This is a genomic window from Peribacillus sp. P4_B1 (genome assembly GCF_056402395.1).
This window is the reverse complement of record NZ_JBFUHM010000004.1, coordinates 82,473-108,330: the sequence shown is the minus strand read 5'-3', so window position 1 is coordinate 108,330 and position 25,858 is coordinate 82,473. Positions and strand designations below refer to the sequence as shown.

The 25,858-nt window shown below is 37.3% G+C and carries 29 protein-coding genes; 26 read left to right on the top strand and 3 right to left on the bottom strand.

The features are described from left to right. Positions 1-317: 317 nt before the first annotated feature. The 17 genes from AC1DVK_RS03655 (at position 318) to AC1DVK_RS03575 (ending at position 15,877) form a co-directional block, all read left to right on the top strand. A complete protein-coding gene (locus AC1DVK_RS03655) occupies positions 318-1,229 on the top strand; it encodes a LysR family transcriptional regulator (protein WP_477625879.1) in 912 nt (303 codons plus the stop codon). 132 nt (positions 1,230-1,361) lie between these two features. After that, positions 1,362-2,384, top strand: a complete 1,023-nt coding sequence (locus tag AC1DVK_RS03650) for an LLM class flavin-dependent oxidoreductase (protein WP_477625860.1) — start codon at positions 1,362-1,364, stop codon at positions 2,382-2,384. A gap of 65 nt (positions 2,385-2,449) precedes the next feature. Continuing rightward, the gene (locus AC1DVK_RS03645) at positions 2,450-3,784 is read left to right on the top strand and encodes an LLM class flavin-dependent oxidoreductase (protein WP_477625859.1); all 1,335 of its coding nucleotides are present in this window, start codon (positions 2,450-2,452) and stop codon (positions 3,782-3,784) included. Between the two features lie 37 nt (positions 3,785-3,821). Continuing rightward, positions 3,822-4,082 (top strand): glutaredoxin family protein, encoded by a 261-nt coding sequence (locus tag AC1DVK_RS03640; protein WP_477625858.1) that lies wholly within the window; start codon positions 3,822-3,824, stop codon positions 4,080-4,082. A 150-nt stretch (positions 4,083-4,232) separates the two neighbouring features. Then, positions 4,233-4,769, top strand: a complete 537-nt coding sequence (locus AC1DVK_RS03635) for a GNAT family N-acetyltransferase (protein ID WP_477625857.1) — start codon at positions 4,233-4,235, stop codon at positions 4,767-4,769. 20 nt (positions 4,770-4,789) lie between these two features. After that, entirely contained in the window at positions 4,790-5,614 is an 825-nt protein-coding gene (locus AC1DVK_RS03630) for an amino acid ABC transporter substrate-binding protein (RefSeq protein WP_477625856.1), read from the top strand. Positions 5,615-5,646: 32 nt separating this feature from the next. Further along, entirely contained in the window at positions 5,647-6,354 is a 708-nt protein-coding gene (locus tag AC1DVK_RS03625) for an amino acid ABC transporter permease (protein ID WP_477625855.1), read from the top strand. Between the two features lie 20 nt (positions 6,355-6,374). Beyond that, the gene (locus AC1DVK_RS03620) at positions 6,375-7,085 is read left to right on the top strand and encodes an amino acid ABC transporter permease (protein WP_477625854.1); all 711 of its coding nucleotides are present in this window, start codon (positions 6,375-6,377) and stop codon (positions 7,083-7,085) included. Next, positions 7,082-7,852, top strand: a complete 771-nt coding sequence (locus tag AC1DVK_RS03615) for an amino acid ABC transporter ATP-binding protein (RefSeq protein WP_477625853.1) — start codon at positions 7,082-7,084, stop codon at positions 7,850-7,852. The genes AC1DVK_RS03620 and AC1DVK_RS03615 overlap by 4 nt, the downstream gene beginning before the upstream one ends. 23 nt (positions 7,853-7,875) lie before the next feature. After that, a complete protein-coding gene (locus AC1DVK_RS03610) occupies positions 7,876-8,385 on the top strand; it encodes a GNAT family N-acetyltransferase (protein ID WP_477625852.1) in 510 nt (169 codons plus the stop codon). A 14-nt stretch (positions 8,386-8,399) separates the two neighbouring features. Beyond that, positions 8,400-9,542, top strand: coding sequence for an amidohydrolase (locus AC1DVK_RS03605; protein WP_477625851.1), 1,143 nt, complete (start codon positions 8,400-8,402; stop codon positions 9,540-9,542). A 452-nt stretch (positions 9,543-9,994) separates the two neighbouring features. After that, on the top strand, positions 9,995-10,999 hold the full coding sequence (locus tag AC1DVK_RS03600) for an LLM class flavin-dependent oxidoreductase (RefSeq protein WP_477625850.1): 1,005 nt from the start codon (positions 9,995-9,997) through the stop codon (positions 10,997-10,999). A gap of 94 nt (positions 11,000-11,093) precedes the next feature. Then, entirely contained in the window at positions 11,094-11,918 is an 825-nt protein-coding gene (locus AC1DVK_RS03595; protein ID WP_477625878.1) for a MetQ/NlpA family ABC transporter substrate-binding protein, read from the top strand. Positions 11,919-11,963: 45 nt separating this feature from the next. Further along, positions 11,964-13,043 carry a methionine ABC transporter ATP-binding protein gene (locus tag AC1DVK_RS03590; RefSeq protein ID WP_477625849.1) on the top strand — a complete coding sequence of 360 codons (1,080 nt, stop codon included), beginning with the start codon at positions 11,964-11,966 and terminating at the stop codon, positions 13,041-13,043. Beyond that, entirely contained in the window at positions 12,985-13,635 is a 651-nt protein-coding gene (locus tag AC1DVK_RS03585) for a methionine ABC transporter permease (RefSeq protein ID WP_477625848.1), read from the top strand. The genes AC1DVK_RS03590 and AC1DVK_RS03585 overlap by 59 nt, the downstream gene beginning before the upstream one ends. A gap of 34 nt (positions 13,636-13,669) precedes the next feature. Then, positions 13,670-14,521, top strand: coding sequence for a MetQ/NlpA family ABC transporter substrate-binding protein (locus AC1DVK_RS03580; RefSeq protein WP_477625847.1), 852 nt, complete (start codon positions 13,670-13,672; stop codon positions 14,519-14,521). A gap of 12 nt (positions 14,522-14,533) precedes the next feature. Continuing rightward, complete coding sequence (locus AC1DVK_RS03575) at positions 14,534-15,877, top strand: LLM class flavin-dependent oxidoreductase (RefSeq protein ID WP_477625846.1); 1,344 nt, start codon at positions 14,534-14,536, stop codon at positions 15,875-15,877. Between the two features lie 188 nt (positions 15,878-16,065). Here AC1DVK_RS03575 and AC1DVK_RS03570 read toward each other — a convergent pair whose 3' ends face one another. Both AC1DVK_RS03570 and AC1DVK_RS03565 read right to left on the bottom strand, forming a co-directional pair. After that, entirely contained in the window at positions 16,066-16,851 is a 786-nt protein-coding gene (locus tag AC1DVK_RS03570; RefSeq protein ID WP_089362836.1) for a glucose-1-dehydrogenase, read from the bottom strand. A gap of 18 nt (positions 16,852-16,869) precedes the next feature. After that, positions 16,870-17,730: a GRP family sugar transporter gene (locus AC1DVK_RS03565; RefSeq protein WP_477625845.1), complete on the bottom strand. Its 861-nt coding sequence runs from the start codon at positions 17,728-17,730 to the stop codon at positions 16,870-16,872. Between the two features lie 196 nt (positions 17,731-17,926). Between AC1DVK_RS03565 and AC1DVK_RS03560 the strand changes: the two genes are divergently transcribed. After that, positions 17,927-18,487, top strand: coding sequence for a thioredoxin family protein (locus tag AC1DVK_RS03560; RefSeq protein ID WP_289321041.1), 561 nt, complete (start codon positions 17,927-17,929; stop codon positions 18,485-18,487). Between the two features lie 240 nt (positions 18,488-18,727). Here the strand turns inward: AC1DVK_RS03560 and AC1DVK_RS03555 are convergent, their stop codons facing one another. Next, positions 18,728-19,273: a helix-turn-helix domain-containing protein gene (locus AC1DVK_RS03555; RefSeq protein WP_089362838.1), complete on the bottom strand. Its 546-nt coding sequence runs from the start codon at positions 19,271-19,273 to the stop codon at positions 18,728-18,730. A gap of 450 nt (positions 19,274-19,723) precedes the next feature. On the opposite strand from AC1DVK_RS03555, the gene AC1DVK_RS03550 reads away from it, so the two are divergent. From AC1DVK_RS03550 to AC1DVK_RS03515, 8 genes are all read left to right on the top strand, one after another. Then, entirely contained in the window at positions 19,724-19,963 is a 240-nt protein-coding gene (locus AC1DVK_RS03550; protein WP_061461669.1) for a PLD nuclease N-terminal domain-containing protein, read from the top strand. After that, complete coding sequence (locus AC1DVK_RS03545) at positions 19,960-20,865, top strand: ABC transporter ATP-binding protein (protein ID WP_061461670.1); 906 nt, start codon at positions 19,960-19,962, stop codon at positions 20,863-20,865. Before AC1DVK_RS03550 ends, AC1DVK_RS03545 begins: the two co-directional genes overlap by 4 nt. Next, positions 20,862-21,650: an ABC transporter permease gene (locus AC1DVK_RS03540; protein WP_089362839.1), complete on the top strand. Its 789-nt coding sequence runs from the start codon at positions 20,862-20,864 to the stop codon at positions 21,648-21,650. Before AC1DVK_RS03545 ends, AC1DVK_RS03540 begins: the two co-directional genes overlap by 4 nt. A gap of 47 nt (positions 21,651-21,697) precedes the next feature. Continuing rightward, positions 21,698-22,414, top strand: a complete 717-nt coding sequence (locus AC1DVK_RS03535) for an ABC transporter ATP-binding protein (RefSeq protein WP_410861679.1) — start codon at positions 21,698-21,700, stop codon at positions 22,412-22,414. After that, on the top strand, positions 22,389-23,981 hold the full coding sequence (locus AC1DVK_RS03530; RefSeq protein WP_477625844.1) for a hypothetical protein: 1,593 nt from the start codon (positions 22,389-22,391) through the stop codon (positions 23,979-23,981). Before AC1DVK_RS03535 ends, AC1DVK_RS03530 begins: the two co-directional genes overlap by 26 nt. A gap of 88 nt (positions 23,982-24,069) precedes the next feature. After that, entirely contained in the window at positions 24,070-24,354 is a 285-nt protein-coding gene (locus tag AC1DVK_RS03525; RefSeq protein WP_061461674.1) for a transposase, read from the top strand. 618 nt (positions 24,355-24,972) lie between these two features. After that, positions 24,973-25,122: a hypothetical protein gene (locus AC1DVK_RS03520; protein ID WP_477625843.1), complete on the top strand. Its 150-nt coding sequence runs from the start codon at positions 24,973-24,975 to the stop codon at positions 25,120-25,122. A gap of 67 nt (positions 25,123-25,189) precedes the next feature. Continuing rightward, positions 25,190-25,849, top strand: coding sequence for a hypothetical protein (locus AC1DVK_RS03515; protein WP_410861682.1), 660 nt, complete (start codon positions 25,190-25,192; stop codon positions 25,847-25,849). Positions 25,850-25,858: the final 9 nt, after the last annotated feature.

The window sequence follows — 25,858 nt, the reverse complement described above, 5'->3', positions numbered from 1 at the left end:
CCAAATCCGTGAAACTTTAGTTTTTAAAATCGGGCAAAAAGAGAATGGAACTATCAGTTTTATTTACTTAGAATCCTCTACCTGCATAAATAGTATTAGGTTCCTTGAATATCATGTTGTATGAATCGCAATAAATATATCGTGACTTGTTGATTGTTCAGTTAATTAAATTACACCTTTACTTATTGGTTTTATAGGATTAAAATCGGAGAAAGAATTATTATAATAGGATGAGCTGATTGGACAACCAAAAGCTCCTGAACGCGATAAGCGAACAGGAGCTTTTTGCGTTCATTTTGGAAAAAGGAGTTGGGAAGATGAATATTGACCATATTGAAGCTTTTATGTATGTTGTTCACCTTAATAGTTTTCATAAAGCCGCAGAGGCAATGTTTTTATCACAGCCAACGGTTTCGGCAAGAATTAAGACACTTGAGAGTGAACTCGATTCAGTACTATTTGAGAGGCAAGGGAGAGGGATTATTTTAACCGAAAAAGGGAAAGCCTTCATTCCTTTTGCGGATCAAATTATTCGCACCTTTCAACAGGGGAAAAAACAGTTGAAAACAGGAAGCGAACTGGAGGAAATAAAGATAGGGGCTAATATCATTACATCGCAATACTTTATTCCATTTGCTCTTCCTCTATGGAAAATGGAAAACCCCAATTTACGCTTTAAATTTATTTCAGCAACAAATGATGCATTAATGGATAAATTGCTTCAGAAACAGGTTGATATAGCATTTATGAAGGATGTTACACATAGTGGTCTGCAAAATTACAAGACCCTTGATAATTCGATTCGTTTAGTCGTGTATCCAGGACATCCATTTCAACTTCAAACTGAGTTAACAGTGCAGGAATTAGCAATTGAGCCGTTGGTATTTTTTGAGTGCGGTGCGTTTGACTGGAACCATGTTCATAAAATTTTTGAAGTATCTAATGTAGAACCGCACATTGAATTTCAGGTTAATCACCTGGAAGTGGCGAAGTCGCTAATTCTTAGCAGAAGCTGTATCGGATTTTTACCGTACTTATGTATTAAAAAAGAGTTAGAACAGGGAACTTTGATTGAAGTGGATGTGTCACATTTAATCAAGATAAAGCAGCACATCTATCTGACGCATTTAAATCACGGGATGGAATCCCCTTTATTATGGAAAGACATTCTTTTATCAATTCGGAAATTTGAGAAAAACCATCAGCAATTACAGATAGAATCGAATTGATAGATATTTTCTATCAATACAATATTTTTTTCTATCAGTAAAACCATTGCCATTAGCATGTTTTAGGTGATAGGATAGTCAAAATATAATTATTCACATAAGTAAACTATGAATTAAAGCGGAGGAGAGAATATGAGTTATAAACTTGGCATTTTAGACCAGAGCCCGATATTTCCAGGAGCCTCAGCATTTGATGCACTACAGCAAACCATTAAACTGGCTAGACATGCAGAAGAGTGGGGTTATACCCGTTTCTGGGTATCGGAACATCATCATGCCGAACAGCTGGCGGGGTCCTCCCCGGAAGTATTGATCTCTTATTTATTAGCTCAGACAAAATCGATTCGGGTAGGGTCCGGAGGTGTTATGCTTCAGCATTATAGTCCATATAAAGTAGCGGAAAACTTTCACGTGTTATCAAATCTTTCGCCAGGCAGGGTAGACCTTGGCATCGGAAAGGCACCAGGTGGCCTCCCCTTATCAACGAAGGCGCTACAGTTTGGAACTGTGAATGATGGAAAGGATTTCGAAGAGCGGTTATCTTTCCTGCAAGAAATAATTGAAAATTCAGTTAATGAAACTCACCCGCTTGCAGGCATTCAAGCGACACCACTCCCTTCCAAAAAGCCTAAGATGTTTCTGCTTGGTGCAAGTGCTGATAGTGCCAGGCTAGCAGCAGATCTTGGTATAGCTTATGTATTTGCTCGATTTATCAATAGTAATGAGACTGTACTCGAAGATGCTTCACGCATTTACCAAAGTATCTATCCAACTGGAAGCTTTAAGGTATCGGTTTCAGTGATTGCTGCTCCTTCACAACAAGTAGCAGAACAGTTAACAGGTGACCAGAAGATGGTGAAAATTCATCTCAAAAGCGGTCGGTCTGTCACGGTCCAAACACTAGCGCAAGCAGAGTTATTCGGGAAGCAGTCTGGGGAGCCTTACGAAATAGAAGAACAGGATTCCAATATTATTGCTGGAACTCCTTCTTTTGTAAAAGAAGTCTTAGCGAATTTACATGAAAAGTACGGGGTAGATGAGTTTATCCTACATTCGCCGATTTTAAAGGAAGCAGAAAGGTTCCGATCTTTTCGATTGTTGAGTCCACTTCAATTATCCTTATCTGTAGAAAAGAACTTTGTAAGCCAAAAATAAGAAGTCATCTAAGGGAAGTAAATGTCAGCAAAGTTAAAAACCGATTAATTAAAGGAGGAGTATTGATGTCTGAGCAGAGAAAGTTGAAATTTGGAGCGCTTATTCATGGAGTTGGAGGGAGTATATCTGGTTGGAGACATCCAGAGATTCAAGCAGATGCCAGTGTTAGTCTTGAATTTTATAAGGAGCAGGCCCAGAAGGCTGAAGAGGGAAAGTTCGATTTACTTTTCATTGCAGACGGTCTGTTTATCAATGAGAAGTCAATACCGCATTTTTTAAATCGATTTGAACCACTTACCATTTTATCCGCACTTGCTGCATTCACATCAAGAATAGGGCTTGTCGGAACTGTTTCCACATCATACAGTGAGCCATATACTGTAGCTCGGCAATTTGCTTCACTTGATCACATTAGTCAAGGTCGTGGCGGATGGAACCTTGTTACTACACCTCTTGAAAGTACTGCCTTGAACTTTAACAAAACGATTGAAGAACACCCTGATCATGCCAAACGCTATCGGATAGCATCAGAATATATACAAGTTGCGAAAGGACTTTGGGATTCATGGGAGGATGACGCTTTTACTCGGGATAAAGAGTCTGGTACGTTTTTTGATCCTTCTAAAATGCATCAATTAAAACATAAAGGAGAATTTTTCTCCGTGCAAGGACCACTCAACATTGCTAGATCTAAACAGGGGCGACCTGTCGTTTTTCAAGCTGGTTCATCAGAAGCTGGCAAAGATTTTGCGGCTAAAGAAGCGGATGCAATCTTTACAGGTCAACCAACATTGGAAGATGCCAAGATTTTTTATCAAGATGTAAAAAACAGGGCTATTGTATTTGGGAGAAACCCTGATGAAATTGTTATTCTGCCAGGTATCGCGCCAATCATTGGTGCAACGGAAGAAGAGGCAGAGCACAAATATCAAGAACTCGCTAACCTAGTTTCTATAGATAAGGCGCTTGACTATTTGGGTCGATACTTCGATCATCATGATTTTTCTCAATATGAACTGGATGCGCCTTTTCCGAATCTAGGAGACATCGGAAAAAACAGTTTCCGAAGTACGACTGATCGAATTAAACAGGAAGCCAAGGAGAAAAAGTTAACGCTCCGTCAAGTAGCACTTAAGGAGACTACACCTCGGACTTCTTTTATTGGAACTCCAGAGAAAATAGCTGATTTGATTCAGCGATGGTTCGAAGAGAAGGGTGCAGACGGGTTTATTTTTACTTCAAGTGTTCCAAATGCTTTACACGACTTTGTAGACTATGTGGTTCCTATCCTTCAAAACAGGGGCATATATCGTACTGAATATGAAGCTGAAACCTTAAGAGGCAACTTGGGGATTCCATTCCCGGAAAATCGTTATGCGAAAGAAAAGATTAACCAATAATGGAAGTATCTTTTAAAAAATGAAGGAGGAATACGAAATGGGAGAAGCGTTACATGTCGTCGTTTGGTCAAAACAAGGATGTCACTATTGCGAAGAGGTTAAACAATACTTAAAAGAAAAGGACATTGCTTATCAAACAGTGGATGTTACCGATCATGACGAACGGCGAGAGATTTTAGAAATCAAATATGGTGTTCGGTATGTTCCTATTATTGAAATTGGGCGAGGTAACGTATATGAGAGTGTTACGGAAATTGGCATACACTCTCTTGAAAAAGCACTCGAACGCTTACAGTAACAGAATTTAGCGGACTTAAGAAGTTTACATATTCTTAAATGGAAATGAACTTGATGAAATAGAGATAGAACGAGTGTTAAAGCAGAAATTGCTGATTTAAATCCGACTATTATTGTGCGAAAAATATGTTATAGAAACGGGGAGTTAATCATGACACAGCTAATCCGTCTTGCCACTGTAAAGGATGCTCCCGAAGTGCTAAACGTCACACTTCGGGCTTATGAACCAATTAGAGAATTGAATATTAACTTTCTGGCTGCGACAGCTGATTTGCAGCTAGTGACGAATAATATTCGGCGGAATCTCACTTATGTTTTAGAACAGGAGGGCCAAATTGTTTCCACTGTGACAGTTCGTCATCCATGGAATGATCCTGATCATTTCAGTCCGTACCCATTCATTTGGTGGTTTGCAGTCGACCCTCTATACAAACAAAAAGGTTTTGGTTCGACTTTGTTAACCTGGGTGGAAGAAAATGCACTCCGGAAACAGGTGAAAGCGCCGGCTGTCTATTTGGCGACAGCTGATCGTCATCCTTGGCTTGTTTCCATTTATGAAAGAAGAGGCTATGAGATTTTTGCTGAACGAGATCACGATGGAGAAAAAATTGTGTATCTTCGTAAAATTCTCGATGAAACGTTGTATCGCATTATTGAAAATAAAGAACCAACAATTGTTAGTAATTAAAAACGTCGGGGGAATTTGAGATGAAAAAAACGTTATTAATTGTTATGGCACTGTTAATTACTTTTTTGGGAGCTTGCTCTTCGAAAGAAACAACGAGTACAGCCAAATCAAGTTCTGGAGGTTCAAAAGATAAAAAAGTTCAGAAAATCATTGTCGGAACAGGAACGCAATTCCCTAATATTTGCTTTTTAGATAAGAATGGTAAGTTGACAGGGTATGATGTCGAGTTGGTTCGTCAAATCGATGAAAAGCTGCCTGAATATGAATTTGAATTTAAAACGATGGAATTTTCTAATCTTTTATTAAGTTTAGAAACGAACAAAATCGATTTTGTTGCTCACCAAATGGAGGTGAATGATGAACGAGAAGAAAAATTTCTATTTAATAAAGAACCATATAATGTCTTTCCGCTTCAAGTTACAGTTCATCAGGACAACAATGATATTCATTCCATTAAAGATCTAAAAGGAAAAAAAGCGATAGTGAGTGCAACGAGCAATTCTGCTGTTTTTCTTGAAAAGTATAATAAAGAAAATAATGCCGGTATTGAAATTGTTTATTCTGGCCAAGGCGCAGATGATACGAAGAATCAAATCAAAACAGGTCGGGCGGATGCTACCATTACTACACCATTTGCAGTCGACTTCTTAAATAAACAAGCAGATGCACAGCAAAAGGTTGTGGGTGAGCCACTTCTTAATTCAAAAGTATACTTTTTGCTAAGAAAAGACGAAACACCTTTACAGAAGAGAATTGATGAAGCACTTTTGGAGCTGAAAAAAGATGGGGTAGTTAGCGAACTAAGTAAAAAGTGGCTGGGCGCAGATTATTCAGTAGGATTTTAATTAGATATCAGTAAGCGCGGAGGTGCTAAAGCATGGGGAAAGCATTTGATCCTTCATTAATCGTCGATTTCATTCCGACGCTAATATATTATCTTGGAGTAACATTGAAAATTCTGGCAGCATCCGTTTTATTAGGAATGGTCATCGGGATAGCGGCAGCCATCCTGAGATTATTTCGTATCCCTGTCTTGAATCAATTTGTCATATTATATATTTCATTCATTCGGGGAACGCCTATTTTAATACAATTATTTCTAGTTTTTTATGGACTGCCTGCAATCCTTTTATTCATTAATATTGATATTTCAAGAATGGATGCTCTGTATTTTGTCATTATTACTTATGCATTAAGTAATGGGGCGCATTTCGCAGAAATATTTCGAGGAGCGATTAAGGCTGTTGATTATGGGCAAACGGAAGCAGCCTATTCTGTTGGCATGAATAATAGTCAAAGTTTCTTTCGAATTGTGCTTCCTCAGGCCATACGGATTGCTTTTCCGAATATCGCAAACTCTATTATCGGATCCTTGAAGGATACCTCACTTGCCTTTACCATCGGCGTAATGGATTTGATGGGGAGGGGAGAGACATTAATCGCCGCAACTGCACATGCTCTCGAAGTCTATCTCTCATTAGCCGTTATCTATTATGCAGTCGTGCTATTGTTCGAGAAAATATTCAGACTTTATGAAAACCGCATTAATCGGCATCAATCTGTTGATGTGTCTGTTACTGGATAACAAAGGGAGGAGGGAAGGACTTGACGATTGATATACCATTCATTTGGACTGCTTTTAAGGAGATTATTAGAGCACTTCCAATCACACTTATCTTAACGATTCTTCCTCTTCTTGCAGGTTTTATTATCGGTCTCGCTGTTGCCTTGATTAGGATATATAAAGTGAAATTTCTAAGTAGAATTGCAAATGGCTATGTTTCCTTCTTTAGAGGAACACCGATTATCATGCACATCATGCTCATTTATTTCGGTTTTCCATTATTAATCGATCAAATTTCTAAAAAGTTTGATTTGGGTATTCAATCTAATTCCATTCCGATCATTTTATTTGTCTTAACCGCCTTATCGTTGAGTGCGGGTGCCTATTTATCGGAAATATTCAGATCGGGAATTATCAGTGTCTCCAATGGCCAAATGGAGGCAGCCTATTCCGTGGGGATGAATTCGTTTCAAGCCATGACGCGAATTGTTTTGCCACAGGCCATTGCTCAGTCCATCCCGAATTTCACGAATATTTTCATTGGATTCTTGCATACGTCATCCATTGCTTTCGTTGTATCGCAAAAAGAAATGACAGGAGCAGCCAATATTGTTGCATCCACCAATTTGAAATTTTTGGAGTCATTTATCGCTGCTGGTTTAATTTATTGGGGCCTCACAATCATTGCGGAGGGGCTTTCGTTTTTAATTGAGAAAAAGGCCACTGCCTATAATCGAGGAGGAGTACAATGATTTATTTAAAAGAAATAAAAAAATCATTTAACCAGCAGCCCGTTTTAAAAGGAATTAATTTGAAAATAGGCAGGGGAGAAGTAGTTACCATACTTGGACCGAGTGGATCTGGTAAAACAACCTTGCTTAGGTGCTTGAACTTTCTCGAGAAACCGGATGAGGGAATTGTTCAAGTGGGGGATATAAAGGTGAAGTCTAAGAAGGCGACCAAAAGGGAAATCCTATCCCTTAGAAGACAATCGGCAATGGTTTTTCAGCATTATAACTTATTTGCTCATAAAACTGTTTTGGAGAATGTAATGGAAGGGTTAATTGTTACAAAAAAATATAAGAAAGCTGAAGCGAAACGGGAAAGCGAGCTGTTATTAGAAAAAGTAGGTTTGGGAGATAAGCATAACCATTTCCCTTCGCAATTGTCAGGAGGTCAACAGCAACGTGTTGGAATTGCTAGGGCACTTGCTTTAAATCCGGAGGTCATTCTATTTGACGAGCCAACGTCGGCACTCGACCCTGAGTTGGTCGGGGAGGTGCTTTCTGTCATAAAAGCAATTGCACATGAAGGCATCACGATGGTGATTGTAACCCATGAAATGAGCTTTGCTAAAGAGATATCGGATCGTGTTCTTTTCATGGATGGCGGGGTGATTGTAGAAGAAGGTTCACCATTGGAGATTTTCAATGCTCCAAAGGAAGAGCGAACACGACAATTTTTAAACCGGATATCAAGAGATTTTTCCGTATCGTTTTTAGAAGAAAGGGCCAATTAAAGGAAGGGGCAAAAGGAGGACGTATGATTAATACAATCGTAGTCGATGAATTGATTGAAGAAGATAAAGAGACGGTGCGCCGTTTATTGGTTGAAAGTTATCAACAATATGAACATGAATATTCGAACCCGGAAGCCTGGGAAGGGTATTTAAAAAACATTCAATCTTCCGTGGATAATCCACATGTTGATAAGGTGTTGGTTGCAAAGTGCAATCAGGATATCCTTGGTACATTACAGCTTTTTCAGTCATCTGAAAAAGCATATGGAAAGCCGGAACTTGGGATTTTTTCACCAATCATTCGGTTGTTGGCCGTTCATCCCGAATCAAGGGGACGCGGTATCGCTCAGGAATTATTAAAAGCTAGTGTAAATTATGCAAAATCGCAAGGTGCGTCCAGTTTGTATCTACATTCTACTGATAAGATGCATAAGGCCATCAAACTATATGAATGGTTTGGCTTTAAACGGGATCGAACGAAAGAATTTCAAAATCATGATATTTTAGTAAAATGCTATCGCTTAGATTTATAGAAGGAGGCGACTGTATGAGTCGAGAGCTGGAAAAGCGCTTAATATCGATACGGCGCCATTTACATCAATATCCTGAGTTATCAAATGAAGAATTTGAAACGACAAAATCGATACAAACGTGGCTCGAGGAAGAGGGCATTGAGATCCGTCATACAGGATTGAAAACAGGTGTTTTTGCAGATATAAAGGGTGGCAAACCCGGACCGACAGTAGCCATAAGGGCGGATATCGATGCTCTTCCGATTGAGGAACGAACCGGGCTTCCATTTGCTTCGAAAGAAAAAGGAGTGATGCATGCTTGCGGCCATGATTTTCATACGGCAGCTGTAATAGGTGCTGCCTACCTTTTAAAAGAATATCAATCAGAGTTGTGCGGGACAGTGCGATTGCTTTTTCAACCCGCAGAAGAATTTGGTGGCGGTGCGGTTCATGTGATAAAAGATGGTCAAATTGACGATGTAGCGGCTGTTATTGGGCTGCACAATAAACCCAATTTGCCTGTCGGTACCATTGGGATAAAAGATGGTCCGTTAATGGCGGCAGTGGACCGTTTTCATATTGTCCTTCAAGGTAAGGGGAGTCATGCGGCCATCCCTCAAAACGGTAAAGATCCAATAGCGGCAGGGGCTCAGCTTATTACCGCTCTTCAAACTATTGTCAGCCGGAATGTATCCCCACTAGAAAGTGCTGTGGTGAGTGTTACGAGAATAACTGGTGGAAACACTTGGAATGTAATTCCGGGTGAAGTCATACTGGAAGGAACGATTCGAACCTTTAATTCGGGGATCCGCGAAGAAGTAAAAGAAAAGTTTTATTCGATTGTTAATCATATTGCAGCTGCTTTTTCACAGGAAGCTGCGATTGGTTGGTTTCCTGGGCCCCCCGCGCTTCTTAATCATCCAGCAGTCACAGAGTTGGCACGCGTGTCTGCTCGGCAGCAATCATTGCATGTAATCAATCCAGAACCTTCAATGGGTGGTGAAGATTTCGCTTATTACCTTCAACATATCCCCGGTACCTTTGCCTTTTTTGGTACAAACGGAAACGAAGACTGGCATCATCCAGCTTTTACTATTGATGAAAATGCCATTATTAAAGCCGCTCATTTTTTATATGAAAGTGCCAAGGATTTATTACATAAACATGGTAATTGGTGAACATACATACCAAAGGTGCCAGACACGATTTCGTGCCTAGCACCTTAGTTGTTGTAATTCCAAAGGCTTCGGTCCAACTTAATTTCAAGCATAGTCATGATGCGAACATACTCCCCCCATTTTTCCTTCAATACATAGCCACTCTTCATTCATTCATACCAGCTTTTCATAGATTCCTCTCTCCATTTTATCGTCCTCTCATTGATGAATCTTAATCCGATAGGGTTTAGAAGATTAAATCTCAAACCATTATAGGCGAGAGTATGGTAATTACTAGGCAAAGGCATTCCAAACTCATAAGCGAATGATCGATTTTTTTTATCAATTAAATAAATTTTTCTATCAATTAAGATGTTGTCAAGTGCTTGTCTACAATGTTAGGATGAATTTTAATCAAATTAAAACGACTAATTCGATTTGTTAACTTGGTATTAATGATTGGAGAGAGGAATATGAGTTTTAAGTTTGGAATATTAGATCAAAGCCCCATTTTTCCTGGTAATTCGGCAGTTGATGCGCTTAAGCAAACCGTAAACCTAGCTCAAAAAGCTGAAGAATGGGGATATACCCGTTTTTGGGTATCGGAGCATCATCATATGGAACAAGTTGCTGGATCTTCACCGGAAGTATTAATTTCTTATTTATTATCGAAAACCACATCCATTCGTGTAGGTTCGGGAGGTGTCATGCTTCAGCACTACAGTCCTTATAAAGTCGCTGAAAATTTTCATGTTTTATCCACTCTTGCACCGGGCAGGGTAGATCTTGGCATTGGTAAAGCCCCAGGTGGATTTCCTTTATCAACAAAGGCATTACAATTTGGAACTGTAAATGATGGAAAAGATTTTGGGGAACGTGCATCCTTATTGAAAAAGATTATTGAAAATTCAATCAATGATAATCACTTGCTCTCTGGTATTCAAGCAACACCGATACCGCCTGAAAAGCCCGAAACTTTTCTGCTTGGTGCAAGTTCAGACAGCGCTCAACTAGCCGCTAACCTTGGAATGGATTTTGTATTCGCCAGGTTTATTAATAGTGATGATTCCATACTGAAAGAAGTTTCCTCAGCTTACCGAAGCAAGTGCCCAGAAGGTCGTTTTATCGTATCAGTAGCGGTTGTGGCAGCTCCTACCCAACAAAAAGCAGAGGAGCTGGCAAGCGATCACAAACTATTTAAAGTTCATCTTCAAAGTGGCCGGACGCTGACAGTTCAATCACGTGAGCAGGCTGAGTCATTTGAGAAGCAGGCTGGTGAAGCTTACGAAATAGAAGAGCAGACCGCAAGTATTATTGCTGGGACTCCAGGATATGTTAACGGGATTTTAAAGGAAATTCAGAAAGTTTTTCAGGTGGATGAATTTATTTTGCATACACCGCTTCGAACAGAAGCAGAACGGATCCAATCCTTTCAGTTATTGAGTCCGCTTCTCTTAAGGGAAGAGACTATCATATAAAAGAAAAGATTCAGCGGGCATGTTGAAGCAGGAGATAAATATTTGTTATTCCAATATAAAAGGATAAAAAAAGGAGCGAGAAACATTGAGGGAAATTAAATGGCTGTCCGTAACAGTTTTAACAGTAGTATTGCTGATATTAGGAGCTTGTGGGAGTAACGAGCAAACATCATCGGAGAGTAAAGGGGACAAGGATGAGGAAGTGACTTTGAAAATTAGTGCAGCCTCGATACCACATGCAGAAATTTTAGAGTTTATCGCACCGGATTTAAAAAAACAAGGCGTGAAACTGGATGTTGTGATTTCTGCGGATGGTATTCAAACGAATCAACAAACAGCAGACAAAGAATTGGATGCAAACTTCTTTCAACATATCCCTTACTTAGAGCAAGTAAATAAAGATAGTGGTTTGAACTTGGTTAATGTGAAGGGTGTACATATTGAACCATTTGGTGTCTATTCCAAAAAAATTAAATCCATAGGTGAATTGTCAGACGGAGCGAAAGTAGCCGTACCGAAAGATCCAGTAAACTTGTCGCGATCGTTACAGCTTTTTGCGGCAAATAATATCATTGAGTTGGATGCTTCTAAGTCAGGGGATTTTACGATTGAGGACATTACAAAAAATGATAAAAAAATTGAATTCATTCCAGTCGATTCCCCTCTTTTAGTTCACTCGCTAGATGATGTGGAAGCATCGGCCATTAACACAAACTATGCGCTGGAAGGAGGGTTAAAACCTCTCGATGATGCACTGATAATTGAAGGGAAGGATTCACCATATGTAAACATTTTAGTGGCTCGTCCAGACAATAAGGGCGATAAAGCGATTCAAAAGCTTGCGAATGCATTAACGACGGAAAAGGTCAAAGAATTTATTTTAGATCAATATGAAGGAGCCGTCGTGCCCGCGTTTTAAGGGGTTTTTCAATACTAAACTAGTTAAAAAGAGGAGGTGGCCACTTTGATTGAATTTCGTCGGGTTTCAAAATTATTTGATGACGGGGAGAAGAAAATTGAAGCGTTAAAGGAGATTAATATAACCGTTGAAAGGGGGGATATATTCGGGGTCATCGGTTTTAGTGGAGCCGGAAAAAGTACACTCATCCGAACTGTGAATCTATTGGAATATCCTACTTTAGGTGAAGTAATTGTAGAAGGAAAAGATCTATCCAAGATGTCTGAAAAAGATTTGCGTGAAGCTAAGAAAAATATTGGCATGATTTTTCAGCATTTTAATTTACTTAATTCCAAAACAGTCTTTGATAATGTGGCGATGCCATTATTGTTAAGTAAAAAAAAGAAAAAAGAGATTGAACAACGAGTGTATGAGATTCTCCGCTTTGTTGGTCTAGAAGACAAAGCAATGAATTACCCAAATCAGCTATCAGGTGGACAAAAGCAGCGTGTTGGGATTGCCCGTGCTTTGGCTACAAACCCTTCGATATTATTATGTGATGAAGCAACATCCGCACTGGATCCACAAACAACAAAATCAATCTTGAATCTGTTGAAGCGGATAAATGAAGAATATAAAATTACCATTCTAATTATCACGCACGAAATGGAGGTGATTAAAGAAATTTGTAATCGGGTTGCAGTTATGGAGGATGGTAGCGTCATTGAATCAGGAAATGTGATCGATATTTTTGCCCGTCCACGAACAGAAACAACACGTAACTTCATTCGATCGGTTGTTCGCGATGAAGTGCCATCAAGTGTTTATGGATTGCTCAATGAGGATGCCTATTTCAGCCGTATTTTTAAAATTGATTTTTTGGGAGTGAGCTCTGGGCAGCCTATCGTTTCAAAAACAGCGAAGAGGTTTAATGTGGAAATAAACGTTCTATTCGGCAATATTACTGAGTTACAAGGCATCCCATTTGGTAATTTAATTGTTGAAATAATAGGAAATGATGATGAAATTGTTCGGGCATTTCAGTTTATAAAGAATCAAAAGGTTGAAGTGAAGGAGGTTACGAAGGATGGAAGTAAGCAAAGAGCTCATTTTAAACGCTTTATGGGAAACGCTGTACATGGTTAGTATTTCACTTTTTTTTGGAAGCATCATTGGAATATTCTTAGGCATTTTATTGGTGGTAACAAGAAAAGGTCATATTTATGAAAATAAATTTATTTTTTCTATAGTGAATCCAATTGTAAACATTTTCCGATCGATTCCGTTTATTATCTTGCTTGTGGCGATTATTCCATTTACAAGACTAATTGTTGGTACGTCGATTGGTACGACAGCAGCAATTGTACCACTCGTTCTTCATATTGGCCCATATATCTCAAGACTTGTAGAGAATTCGCTATTAGAAGTAGATGAAGGCATTATTGAAGCCGCGAAAGCTATGGGAGCAACACCGATACAAATAATAATCAGGTTTTTAATACCGGAGGCTTTTGCGTCGTTAATTCTGAGTATAACAACTGCAACAATTGGTTTAGTGGGCGCTACAGCTATGGCAGGAGCTATAGGTGGCGGTGGACTTGGAGATGTTGCGATAACATATGGCTATCAACGCTTTAGCACCATTACGATATTCGTCACCGTTGTTATTCTAGTATTTGTAGTTCAGGGTGTACAAAGTTTAGGAAATATACTCGAACGAAAAATTAGAAGAGTGTAGTGGTGTATTGAAAAGTGGGAAAGGGGAATGAAGGATGAAAAAATGTATTTTACCTATATTGCTTATCTTGGGGGTGTTATTGACAGGTTGCTCAAGTGATTCAACAAATGCAGGAGGGAAACAAACGAAAGTGAAGGTAGGAATTAGAAATTCTGAACTTCGAACATGGGAATTTTTAAAGGAACAGGCTGAAAAAGAAGGGGTGGAAATTGAAATTGTTAACTTCTCATCTGCATATGATCCGAACGAAGCGCTGGCAGAAGGGGATATTGATATCAACGCCTTTCAACATGTTGCCTATTTAGATTCATTTAATACGAAAAACGATACAGACCTCGTTCCAATTGGGACTACAATCATTGCTCCTCTCGGTTTATATTCAAGTAAATATAAATCGGTGGAAGAGATTCCAAATGGTGCACAAATTGCTGTGCCCAATGACCAAGCTAACTGGGGAAGAGCTTTATTGCTATTACAAGAAGCTAATCTCCTAAAGGTTGTGGATGACTTTGACGGGAATGGCGGCCAGGACAAAATAAAGGAAAATCCGAAAAAAATCAAAATTGTTCCTGTCGATGGTGCAAGTGCCCCACGTGTGATGGAAGATACAGCTGGTTCGGTGATTAATAATGGAGTTGCGGTAGAAGCGGGACTCACTTTAAAAGATGCTCTTATTTATGAAAGCAGTACGGCAAAGCCATATATTAATATCATAGCGGCGAGGAATGAAGATCAAGACAATGAAGTTTTCCGAAAATTAGTTGATCTTTATCAATCAGAGAAAACGGCTAAATTTATTGAAGAAACCTATAATGGAAATTATATACCAACATTCATTACCTTGAAAGAATTGAGCAATTATAAGGAGATATATTCTAATAAATAAGGAGAGATTAGAATGGCTCAAGACAGAAAGATGAAGTTAGCTGCTTATCTGATTGGAACAGGAATGCATGTTGCGTCGTGGCGGCATCCGGCATCAAATCCGAATGCAAGTATTGATGTGAAAGCCTTGCAAAGACTCTCAATAATTGCGGAAAAAGGGAAATTTGATCTTGCTTTTGTGGCGGATAGCTTGGCCATTAATCATGAATCACATCCTCAAATACTTAATCGATTTGATCCGCTCGTACTAATTACTGCATTAGCTGCAGCGACAGAAAAAATTGGCATTGGGGCGACAGCTTCTACAACGTACAGTGAACCTTATGTACTCGCTCGCCAATTTGCTTCCGTTGACCATATAAGCGGTGGACGGGTGGGGTGGAATGTTGTTACGACAGCTGATGCGACCGGAGAGACGGCCTTGAATTTCAGTCGCGATAAACATTGGGCGCACGATCATCGTTATGAACGAGCGGAGGAGTTCATCGACGTTGTCCAAGGATTATGGGATTCGTGGGAAGATGATGCGTTTGTGTATAACAAAGAAACGGGAAAATTCTTTGATCCTGATAAAGTGCATGAGCTTCATTATAAAGGCAACTATTTTTCGGTTAAAGGTCCGTTGAATATTGCACGCTCTCTGCAGGGACAGCCGGTCATTATTCAAGCAGGTGCTTCTATACCAGGGCAGCAATTAGCCGCTCGAACAGCCGAGGTCGTTTTCACACATTGGGATAACATTGAAGAATCCAAACGATATTATCAAAAATTAAAATCATCTTTAATGGATTTTGGAAGAAGCGGGGAGGAGCTCCACATCCTTCACGGCATTTCCCCTATTATCGGAGAAACCGAAGAAATAGCCATTCAAAAATACAATAAACTCCAAAGTCTCGTCGACCCTTATGAAAGTTTGAAATTCGTTTCCGGTTATATGGGCAACGTAGATTTTTCAAAATATTCTTTAGATAAACCTGCGAAGGATGTTGAGTTTCCATCAGTAAATAGCATACAAAGTAACTTTAATGAAATGAAGAAAATTATTGATGAAGAAGACATAAAAATCGGTGAATTATATGCAAGATTTTTCAGTCCTGCCAGAAGAGATAGATTTGTCGGTACACCAAATCAAGTAGCCGATGAAATGGAGTTATGGTTTACCGAAAAAGCTGCAGATGGCTTTATGCTTCAATTTCCACTGTTACCAGGCGACTTAGAGGATTTCGTCGAGATGGTTGTTCCAATTTTACAGGAGAGGGGTTTGTTCCGTTTGGACTATGAAGGAGACACTCTCCGTGATCACCTTGGATTAAGGAATCCAAAAAATCGCTTTGTTAATGAAAAAATAATAAATTAATGGGAATAAGGGATTACTCGCATTTTCATTAGAATCCATTCAAATTAAGTCATATTTATGGTGAGGACAAAGAAAGAAGAGACCAAGGAGAAATCCCCAGTCCCTCAAATTCTTTTCTACTATCCATATACATGACTTTTTCTTGTTATAAAAGGGAAATTTCAACAGCTACCTAAAACAGAAAAACTTCAGCCTTTTCCTGCTTGGAATCCTGGATATTTGGTCATACCGCCATCAGCATATAAGGTCATGCCCGTTACGTAGCTTGATTCAGCTGAGGCTAGCCAGGCAGCACAAGCGGCAATCTGTTCCGGTTTACCGATATATCCCATCGGTATCAGGTCGATGACTTCTTGTTTAGATTTTGGGTCATTGAACTTCTCTGCATTGATGGGTGTGTCGATTGCGCCGGGGGAAATGTTATTTATCCGTATCCCTTTAGGAGCATATTCAAGTGCAAGGGTTTCTGTCATCATCTTCACACCGCCCTTACTTGCTGCATAATGGACAAAATGAGGCCATGGAATCCGGTCATGAACGGAAGACATATTAATGATATTGCCCTTGATACCATGATCGAGCATATAACTGATAGCTTCCCTGCTTGCGAGGAACATACCCGTAAGATTTACATCGATGACTTTCTGCCAATCCTCAAGCGTCAGCTTTTCGCTCGGGACTTCATTTTCAATGCCTGCATTGTTGATCATGATGTCGATGGTACCGAAAGTGTCGATAGCAAATGAAAGTAATTTCTTTACATCTGCTTCCTTTGAAACGTCGCCTTGAATGGCTGCGGCTTTCCCGCCTGCTGCTTCAATCGTTTTAATGATTTCCTTATGGTCGCCATTTTCAGTGTGATAATTTAATACGACATGTGCTTTTTCTTTACCGAACCTTTCGGCCATGGCTTTTCCTAACCCTTTTGCCGCCCCAGTGATCACGACTACTTTTTTCTCTAAATCTTCATACATCATTTATCGCTCCTTTTACTATTCTTTTGTAAAGCCAATCATGATTCCACCAGCAATTACGAGTACACATCCGATGATGACGAAGGCCATCTGCTTTTTGGATTTTCTCTCTCCTAAAAGAAAGATGCCTCCTAAAGTGGAAATGACGATTCCCATTTGGGAAAATGAGAATGCAATGGCAACGCCAACCTTTGGATTAGCGAGCAGGAGACCGATATTACCCACTGCCCACATCATTCCGGTTAGAATATTTCTTCCGGCATACTTATTAAACGGTTTATGTTTGATGGAAAGGAGCAGGGCAGCTAGGAACATGCCAATTGCTTGTGGCAGGATGGCCGACCATCCGTCAACTTCATTCCATCTGACAACAATGACATATGTAACATAACCCAACGTTGAAATGACAAGATAAAAAATCCCTTTTTTCATGCTTCCTTCTTTTTTGTTTTCACCGTCGCCATAGCTTGTCAGCAAGACACCCGTAATCAAGCAGATGATTGCAGCTATGCCGATGATGATTGTAATTTTGTCATTCCATTCCCTGAAAATGATAACGGCAAAAAATGTATTTCCCAGGATTTGCAGTCCGGTTGAGATTGGAACGGTTTTAGATACTCCGATTTCCTTGACGCTATTAAACTGAAATAATTGCCCGAATGCCCACCCTATTCCGGATATGATGCCGACAATCCAGACTAGACTGCTCCATTCGGGTGGATTGATGATAGACATCACGATGGCAAACAGTAATGAACCGATTGTAATGCCAAGTGTTTGATTATAAGAGTTACCTCCAAGTTTTTCGGAAACAAGCACTAAGCTGCCCCATGTCAATGCAGGGAGTAGCGCAAAGAGAAAACCTTCCACAAATTTCATCTCCTAAACTAGAAAACAATGTTCTAATGAATATAAAATAGTTAGTTAGTAAGCTATTGAATGTATTTAGAGTTTTCCCTTTACACGGGAATGAAAACATGGATTTAATTTACCAATTTGTAATTTTAGGGCTGAAACAATGAAATAATAAGTGGTTTATGCTACTTTTAACTTAAAAATAGATAGGAGAAATAGTATGACGACACTGAATGAATGGTTTGAAAAGGGGATTCCGGCTAAAGAATTTATATCTTCGATGAAAGTCCATAAAGAAAACTTACAATCGATTCAGGAGCGTTTTTCCATTACTGAAGCGGATCAAGTTTTTTTTAATGAATTAAAATCGAAGGAACTTCGAGCAATTGTCATTACTGAAGACTGGTGCGGAGATGCAATGATGAATATACCTATTCTGCTGAATATATCTGAAGCGGCAAATATTGAAACTCGCATGGTTTTACGAGATCAAAATCTTGAGCTGATCGATCAATACTTAACGAATGGAACAGCGCGTTCTATTCCAATCTTTATATTCATTGATAGGAATGGTGAAGAAAAAGCGGTTTGGGGACCTCGTGCACCAAAAGTGCAAGAGTACGTAATGGAGTTGAGATCTGACCTGCCTGCTAAGGATGATGAAAGTTTTGAGGCAGAGCAAAAAGAAGTTTTTAAAAAGATAACAGTGGCTTTTTCTGAAGATAAACACCTTTGGGACGAAGTATACGGCAGTATCAAGGAAGCTTTGGGGAAAATTTGATAGTTGATGAGTGACCCTCTTGCAGCTGACATCGGGTATACTCATTTTGATGTCCTCAAAGCAAATAATAAAAACTTGGAGGTAACCTTTTTTTATTGGAGTTTCTTCCATTATGAAGGGGCTGTTCCAAAAGAGATTGGGACCTATTGCTTGTGAATATATAGATATGTTTTTAACGTTTTTTTCTATATTTTTTATGGTTTATGGTACCATGGTTTTGGAACAGCCTTTTTCATTTGTTTATGATTCTGGAATAATTGTAACGCCGATGGTTCGTATTGGAGAGTCCTGTTTAGCACTTTGATCCGTAGCTTTGTAGTATTTCAACATTAAATCGTTCAATTCATTTTGAAAGTTAATAAAACTTTCATCATCAAGCTTTAGTTCTAAAAGTGAAAAGGTTGACCCATCTTCTGAGCAGTCTCTTTCTTCTAATTTAGTAAGATAGTTCTGATATTGAGTCATAAGGGATAATTGATAATAAGAAAAAAAGTTCAGCTTTTTCTCATTTGAAGATTTTTTCCATTCTTCCCCGCTAAGTCGCGCTTCTTCTTCATTTAAAACATAGTATTTTTCCGAAACGGATCTCACTTTTTTCTCTTTTACAATGCGAATGACCCCTGAATCCAACAAAACCTGTATATGTCTATATAATGTTGCTTGTGGTACATCTTTAATGATTTTTAACATTTCTAAAGGTGTTAAACCATTTTCCCTGTTTCTCATTAAAGCTTGAGAAATCTTTATTCTTACAGGGTGCATTAAAATTTCAGCTTTATTAATCATCGTATTCTCCTTACATTAGAAATTAATAACTGGATAATGTTAATCAATTTTGATGTTTCAGCAGTTCTCTTTCCTTATAGGTCATGAATAATAAGTTTATTTAATCATATATTGTAATGTTGGAATCATTTTCATTTACGAAAATGACACATTTGGAAAAATAATATTATCGAAATATTTTTTCGAAGTAAATAAAAAGCCATTTTAAATATTTTCAATTGTTAAAAGCTAATCTCTCCATGCAATAAAGCATAGAGGATATACACGAATAAGCGTTAAAAATATCATTATATTTTTATTGTTATTTATAATGATAATATTATCATTATAAATAACAATAAAAACTAAAACAATATTTTATAAAGAAAAAAATAGGTGCAATATTCCAATTTACATGTTATCATTATTGATAATGATAACATTATTTCGTTATTAAAGGAGTGATTATATATGGAATTGCATTATGGATGGAACGAATTGAAAGATATTGATTTCATGTCTATTCTGCCGATTATTTTACCGGTAATTGTTATTGGATTGATTTTAGTCCTTATAGCATTGATTGATTTATACAGACATCGAAAGACGAGAAAAAATGTTTTATTGTGGACACTCATCATTATTTTTGCAAATACTATTGGTCCAATTCTGTACTTCGTTATTGGTAGAAAGGACAGTGACAGAATATGAAATTAGAAATTAGAAATGTTACAAAAAAATTCAAAGAAAAAACAGCGGTCAATAATTTTTCAATGGAACTGCAATCAGGGGAATGTGTTGGATTGATCGGGCCAAATGGGGCTGGTAAATCGACACTAATAAAAGTGATTGCAGATATTATAGATCCAAGTATGGGAGAGGTATTGCTTGATGGTAAGAAAATTTCAAAAATGAAAAAGGAAATAGGCTACTTACCGCAATACCCAAACTTCTTTCAATGGATGACTGCCAAAGAAACACTAACTTTCATGGGGCAGCTCTCAGGCATCAAGAAGGAAGAATTACTAAGGGGCATTCCAGAGATAATGTCGAAAGTAGGTTTGAGCGGGGAAGAGAATTCGAAGGTGAGGACTTTTTCAGGCGGAATGAAACAGAGGCTTGGAATTGCACAAGCGTTGTTACATAAACCAGCATTGATTGTCATGGATGAACCAGTTTCAGCATTAGATCCAATCGGCCGGAGAGAAGTGTTAAATATAATAAAAGAAATAAAGAAAGATACGACAATTTTAATATCGACACATATATTAAGCGATGCAGAAGAAATATGTGAGAGATTTGTCATTATAAAGAGTGGTAAAAAAATCGAAGATACAACAATGTCAGAATTATTAAACAGGAATAGCGGAAATAAAATAAATGTCGATATAACCTCTAAAAGTCAAAAATGGATTGAAAACGTTAAAAGCTTGAACTTTGTAAAAGGTGTAGAGGTAACGGGAAATAAATTGAAGATAGAAGTGGAAAATATTGAGTCGAACAAGAACATGTTACTCGCGAGTGCTCTTGAGCATAATGTTGATCTTGTAAGGTTTGAAATAGATAACGATACATTGGAAGAGATATTCTTAAAATTGGTGGTGGAAAAATGAATAATTTTACCGTTTTAGCGAAAAAGGAATTTGTTCAGATGGTACGTGAATTTAAAGTGATTTGGCTGCCACTTGTATTTATATTTTTAGGAATAACTCAACCAGTTGTAAGCTATTACTTACCTTCAATATTAGAGGCACTGGGTGGGGGCCAAGGAATCACGATTGATCCAAGCATGGCTGCACAAAAAGGCGGCGAAGTTCTTGCAAGTACATTAGGGTCCCAATTTGATCAGCTGGGGGTCATGATCATCATCGTTTCCATGATGGGGGTCGTACAATCTGATAAAGCAAATGGTATGCTGGCTTTCATTCTTACAAGGCCCGTGACGGTTGTATCTTATATAAGCGGGAAAATCATTTCCAACTATCTATTTGTTGCCTGCAGTGTAGCATTAGGATACTTGGTTTCATATCTGTATGTAGTTTTTTTGTTTACGAGTGTTGATTTTGTGGATTTAATAATAGCTTTGCTGTTCTATCTGCTGTGGATTCTATTTATCGTTTCATTCACGACGATGATCAGTACCATTTTTAATAGTCAGGGTATTATTGCAATAATTTCGATAGTATTTCTCCTCGGCTGCAGAATCATTGTTGGTTTAAATCCGGTTATGGACAATTTGAATCCAGCGAGCATGAGTAAACATGCCATGGAAGTACTGATTTTAGGTACAGTCAATACACAGGCGATTTGGGGTGCATTAGCGGCACTTGCGTTGACGGCGCTAACGATATTAGTAACGAACATATGGATTTCAAAAAAGAAATTCAATAACGAATAGTTTGGGAGGAAATGTGTTATTCATGAAGTGATTGGAGGATGATAACATTGTTAAGCATCACAGATTTAGAGAAAAGCTACTCAACAAAGAAGATATTGAATGGTGTAAATCTAAAAATCAAAAAAGGGGAAATTTTAGGTTTTATAGGTGCGAATGGTGCAGGAAAAACAACTACGCTGAATATTATTACAGGCATATTGGATTATGAAAATGGAAAGGTTGAAATAAATGGCCTGACCAAGGAAGACGGCATAGAATTTAAAAAACAATTTTTCTTCATTCCTGATACTATCAATGTATTTAAAAATGTTTCGGGGTTTGATTGGATTCGGTTCTTGATGAACCTATATGGGAATGATGACAAAGAACGTTTGGGGAAATATATCAATCGGTTTGGGATGCAGGATTTCATTAAAAAGCCAATGGGAAGCTATTCTTATGGGATGATGCATAAGGTATCCCTGATAGCGGCTTTTACCATCAATCCCCCGATCATCATTATGGATGAACCGTTAAATGGATTAGATCCAAACGCCGTTTTAGTTTTTAAGGGGTTAATCAAACAATATGTTGAAATGGGCGGTACAGTGTTTTTCTCGACACATCTGTTAGATGTGGCAGAAAAAATTTGTAATACAGTGGCTATTTTAAAAGAGGGTAAAATCATCCTGCATGATGAAATAAAAAATATAATAGGTGAAAGTTCTTTAGAATCTACCTTTATGGAGGCTCAGGTATATGAAGGAAAAACTTCAATTAACTAGATTTTTCGTTTCTTCCTTCTATAAAATGCCCAAGCAGACAATGCTGCAGGCTGTTTTGATAATAGCCGTTTTTTATATGTTTTTGCAGCTAACTGTCGTAAATGCCTTTGTTTATTTTCTTGGGGATACCCAGGTCTTCCTGTTTTACAATTTAACCATTTCGAGCATTCTCGTCTTTGCATTGGTTTGCTATTTATCCACATCGCAAATATTTGCTTATTATGAATTTAAAGTATTGGCTCCGCTGCCACTGACCTATAAGGAGATATCAAAGGCTAAGGTACTAAGTAGCTTATGGGTGCCTATCATCTTATCGATGGTAATCCAAGTGCCGACCATGGGATTCTTAATAGTCGATCAAAAGTTTATGGAAGCGATTAAATTATTTATATTTTTACCCATTGTAAATGGATTAACGGCATTGATTCTCCTATTCATTCTGTCGTGCATTAATAGGTATTATTATAAATTCAAAAATAAAATAACATATTTAATGGTGAACATTGCCGTCATCCTAATGCTTTTGATTAGTTCCATTGTTTATTTTGCTGGAAAATCATCAATTGCTATATCAAAGGTCATTTCGGATATTGATTTGAATTCTATTGAAGGGTTAAAAAACTCATTGGAATTCATAATGAAACATATGTTTGAAACCGCAAATATGATTCCAGTGATTAATTGGATACTAGATGCATTTGTATCAGATGAAATAACTGCTCATTTTCTTGTTATCTATATTTCGACAATATTAATCAGTTTCCTATTATATACATTCATTATAGAAAACATTTCTGTTAATTATTTTAAAAACGGGTTATTGGAAAATAATAAAACGAATATGAAAAACTCAAAGGTCAATATCTCCAAAAATCAATGGAGTAACTATTTACAAAGAGAGATATGGATCATTAAGTCTGAAGCATATTTTAAGATGCAAATAGTTTTAGGTCTTTTATTACCGCCAATCTTTTCACTTGTAATGCTATTGTTGATACAGAAGGAAGTGTTTCCAAATTATTTGGATATAACGAAAGAAGGAGTCTTTGATAAATACTTTTCATATTCTGTCCTCTTTTTGAGTTGTATAAATAATATAAGCGGAACCCCATATTCAAGAGAAGGGAAATATCATTATTTACTGAAAAGTGCCCCTTTTAATGAAAGATATGTTTATTTTTCTAAAGTGATATTTTCATCAATTATCAGTATTATAGCCGTAGTGATCAGCTTTTTAATATTTGCTCTATTTGGCCATTGGGAATTGGAAAGTGCAGTCATGTTATTAATTATTTCTTGTTTAGTGGTTTGCTATAATCTTCTAACACCCATATATGATATGAAAAACCCAAGTATAGAATGGGAGAACCCATCAGCTGCAATTAAATCAAACCCCAATGTATTAATAAGCCTACTTTATGGATTTCCATTTTTAATCATGGTTGCACTCATTCATTTTGGCTTGGTCTGGTTCAGTGTCCAGCCAATTATGGGAGCTCTCATAATTTTAATGATCGTAATAGTAATCAATTCCGTTTTGGTTAATAGGTTGAAACTATATTTATGAAAGTCTTTATATTGGAAAAGTTTTTTTCGTTGATAAAGGATGTACAGAAAATCGGCACTAAATAAATTTAAAGAAGGAGTGTCTTATTATGGGGAAGCACCATGATAAAGATTTTAAAATTTATGCTGCTCGATTAGTATTGGAAGAAGGCAGAAAACCTAGAGAATTGGCCGAAGAGCTCAATATCTCGATACCTACATTAAGAAATTGGATCAATAATTATAAAGAAACAAATGAAGAGGGCTTGGAGGATTCCCGTAATGGTTTTACAGGGCTAAGCCTGAAAGAGGAAAAGGATAAAATAATCAAAGACTTACAGGAAGAGAATGAGATATTAAAAAAGGCAATGCATATTTTCACGAAACAACCATAAATGAATGAACAGTATATAAAGCCATATTTTATTTTTCACAATTATAGTGAAAAATAAAATACGGCTTTTTTTATTGGAGAAATAAAGGTGGCCAATTAAATATTTTTATATTTTTATAAAAATATTTAAATAAATTAATATTAGGTAAATTGGTAAAGTTATTATTTAATGTCGATAATTTACAAATTTTTAATGGACTCGACAAAATTGTTGTGATAAAGTGTTATCGATAATGATAATAGGTAATAATTAACCTGGAAAATGAAATATTTGTTTTAAAAAAGAAATTTTAAAGGATAAAAATGGATGTAATTTGGAGGAGATTCATTATAATTGATTGAATATTTTATGAATAAAAAAATTTTCAAAACTTAGAGATAAAGTTTTATGAAAAGGATTCAGTCAATTTGGACTATATTGATGATATTTTCAACGAAAAGAATGGAATTATTTAATTTGCAAGCTGGCCCCAAAAAATAATTGAAGCAAAGAAAAGTTTGTTTGTGGAAAAAAGCAATTATGAATTTTTAGATATAGGTTTGGATGAAATAAAGAATATATTCCCGTTGAAAGGAGAATTTGGACAGCCGGTCATTGTTAATAACTTGTCTTTTACCAATGAACATCGGTATTTCCATCACTCATACAGATAAAACTTTTGGAATCTTGGTTTTTGATCAACTGCATCCAATGGGAATCGATATTGAAGCTAAAACGAAAGCTGACTCTGACTTTTTGGAGGCATATTTAACGGAATCCGACAAATAAAGATTAAGGAAAGTGAAGGGGTTTATTTTCTAATAAATTCCAGAAAATAAATTGAGGGGGAATACCAATGGAATTAAAAGTGGAAGCAAATGCTGAATTTAAAAACAATAACAAACTAGTACAATATCTATTTAAAAAAGAGGAAAGAGTACATAAGTTAATCATTTCGTTATTGATCCTCAGTTTAATTGCAGGTATCGAAACGACGCTTTTGTTATATTCTGCAGATCAAAAAGGGATGAATGTATTAAATGGCATGTCCATTTCAGAGATAGGGGTCATGAGTTTTGCCATAAACACAATTGTAATGGGAGCTCTTGGATTATTGGTTACATTTATTATTCAAATAATAATTGTATGCCTATTATTTTTATTCTCAAAAGAAAGATTGGTAAATATAAAAGGGATTTGTCAAGCTGTCATTAATGCAGGGATATGCATTGTAGTTGGATCTGGTGTTAATGCAATAATCGCATTATTGGTTAAGAGCAAGGAAACGACATTTACTAGTTTATCCTTACTCGTGCATGATAAAACTTCAATTCTTCACACATTCTTGGCTGAGTTTGAATTGTTTTATATTGTCAGTTTAATTTTATTCAGCTATAGCTTAGAAAAATTAGCACTCATTAAGAGGAAAAAAGCATTAATCATAACGATTTTCATAGCTTTAATTTCTTTAGTTTTTCATATGTTGACGGTCGCATCAGGCACATATTTAAAATGATGGGGGAAA

What these genes read in the sequence shown, in the direction of transcription:
- AC1DVK_RS03655 (WP_477625879.1), top strand. Translation starts at nt 318, where the DNA reads ATGAATATTGACCATATTGAAGCTTTTATGTATGTTGTTCACCTTAAT.
- AC1DVK_RS03650 (WP_477625860.1), top strand. Translation starts at nt 1,362, where the DNA reads ATGAGTTATAAACTTGGCATTTTAGACCAGAGCCCGATATTTCCAGGA.
- AC1DVK_RS03645 (WP_477625859.1), top strand. Translation starts at nt 2,450, where the DNA reads ATGTCTGAGCAGAGAAAGTTGAAATTTGGAGCGCTTATTCATGGAGTT.
- AC1DVK_RS03640 (WP_477625858.1), top strand. Translation starts at nt 3,822, where the DNA reads ATGGGAGAAGCGTTACATGTCGTCGTTTGGTCAAAACAAGGATGTCAC.
- AC1DVK_RS03635 (WP_477625857.1), top strand. Translation starts at nt 4,233, where the DNA reads ATGACACAGCTAATCCGTCTTGCCACTGTAAAGGATGCTCCCGAAGTG.
- AC1DVK_RS03630 (WP_477625856.1), top strand. Translation starts at nt 4,790, where the DNA reads ATGAAAAAAACGTTATTAATTGTTATGGCACTGTTAATTACTTTTTTG.
- AC1DVK_RS03625 (WP_477625855.1), top strand. Translation starts at nt 5,647, where the DNA reads ATGGGGAAAGCATTTGATCCTTCATTAATCGTCGATTTCATTCCGACG.
- AC1DVK_RS03615 (WP_477625853.1), top strand. Translation starts at nt 7,082, where the DNA reads ATGATTTATTTAAAAGAAATAAAAAAATCATTTAACCAGCAGCCCGTT.
- AC1DVK_RS03610 (WP_477625852.1), top strand. Translation starts at nt 7,876, where the DNA reads ATGATTAATACAATCGTAGTCGATGAATTGATTGAAGAAGATAAAGAG.
- AC1DVK_RS03605 (WP_477625851.1), top strand. Translation starts at nt 8,400, where the DNA reads ATGAGTCGAGAGCTGGAAAAGCGCTTAATATCGATACGGCGCCATTTA.
- AC1DVK_RS03600 (WP_477625850.1), top strand. Translation starts at nt 9,995, where the DNA reads ATGAGTTTTAAGTTTGGAATATTAGATCAAAGCCCCATTTTTCCTGGT.
- AC1DVK_RS03585 (WP_477625848.1), top strand. Translation starts at nt 12,985, where the DNA reads ATGGAAGTAAGCAAAGAGCTCATTTTAAACGCTTTATGGGAAACGCTG.
- AC1DVK_RS03580 (WP_477625847.1), top strand. Translation starts at nt 13,670, where the DNA reads ATGAAAAAATGTATTTTACCTATATTGCTTATCTTGGGGGTGTTATTG.
- AC1DVK_RS03575 (WP_477625846.1), top strand. Translation starts at nt 14,534, where the DNA reads ATGGCTCAAGACAGAAAGATGAAGTTAGCTGCTTATCTGATTGGAACA.
- AC1DVK_RS03570 (WP_089362836.1), bottom strand. Translation starts at nt 16,851, where the DNA reads ATGTATGAAGATTTAGAGAAAAAAGTAGTCGTGATCACTGGGGCGGCA.
- AC1DVK_RS03565 (WP_477625845.1), bottom strand. Translation starts at nt 17,730, where the DNA reads ATGAAATTTGTGGAAGGTTTTCTCTTTGCGCTACTCCCTGCATTGACA.
- AC1DVK_RS03560 (WP_289321041.1), top strand. Translation starts at nt 17,927, where the DNA reads ATGACGACACTGAATGAATGGTTTGAAAAGGGGATTCCGGCTAAAGAA.
- AC1DVK_RS03555 (WP_089362838.1), bottom strand. Translation starts at nt 19,273, where the DNA reads ATGATTAATAAAGCTGAAATTTTAATGCACCCTGTAAGAATAAAGATT.
- AC1DVK_RS03550 (WP_061461669.1), top strand. Translation starts at nt 19,724, where the DNA reads ATGGAATTGCATTATGGATGGAACGAATTGAAAGATATTGATTTCATG.
- AC1DVK_RS03545 (WP_061461670.1), top strand. Translation starts at nt 19,960, where the DNA reads ATGAAATTAGAAATTAGAAATGTTACAAAAAAATTCAAAGAAAAAACA.
- AC1DVK_RS03540 (WP_089362839.1), top strand. Translation starts at nt 20,862, where the DNA reads ATGAATAATTTTACCGTTTTAGCGAAAAAGGAATTTGTTCAGATGGTA.
- AC1DVK_RS03530 (WP_477625844.1), top strand. Translation starts at nt 22,389, where the DNA reads ATGAAGGAAAAACTTCAATTAACTAGATTTTTCGTTTCTTCCTTCTAT.
- AC1DVK_RS03525 (WP_061461674.1), top strand. Translation starts at nt 24,070, where the DNA reads ATGGGGAAGCACCATGATAAAGATTTTAAAATTTATGCTGCTCGATTA.
- AC1DVK_RS03520 (WP_477625843.1), top strand. Translation starts at nt 24,973, where the DNA reads ATGAACATCGGTATTTCCATCACTCATACAGATAAAACTTTTGGAATC.
- AC1DVK_RS03515 (WP_410861682.1), top strand. Translation starts at nt 25,190, where the DNA reads ATGGAATTAAAAGTGGAAGCAAATGCTGAATTTAAAAACAATAACAAA.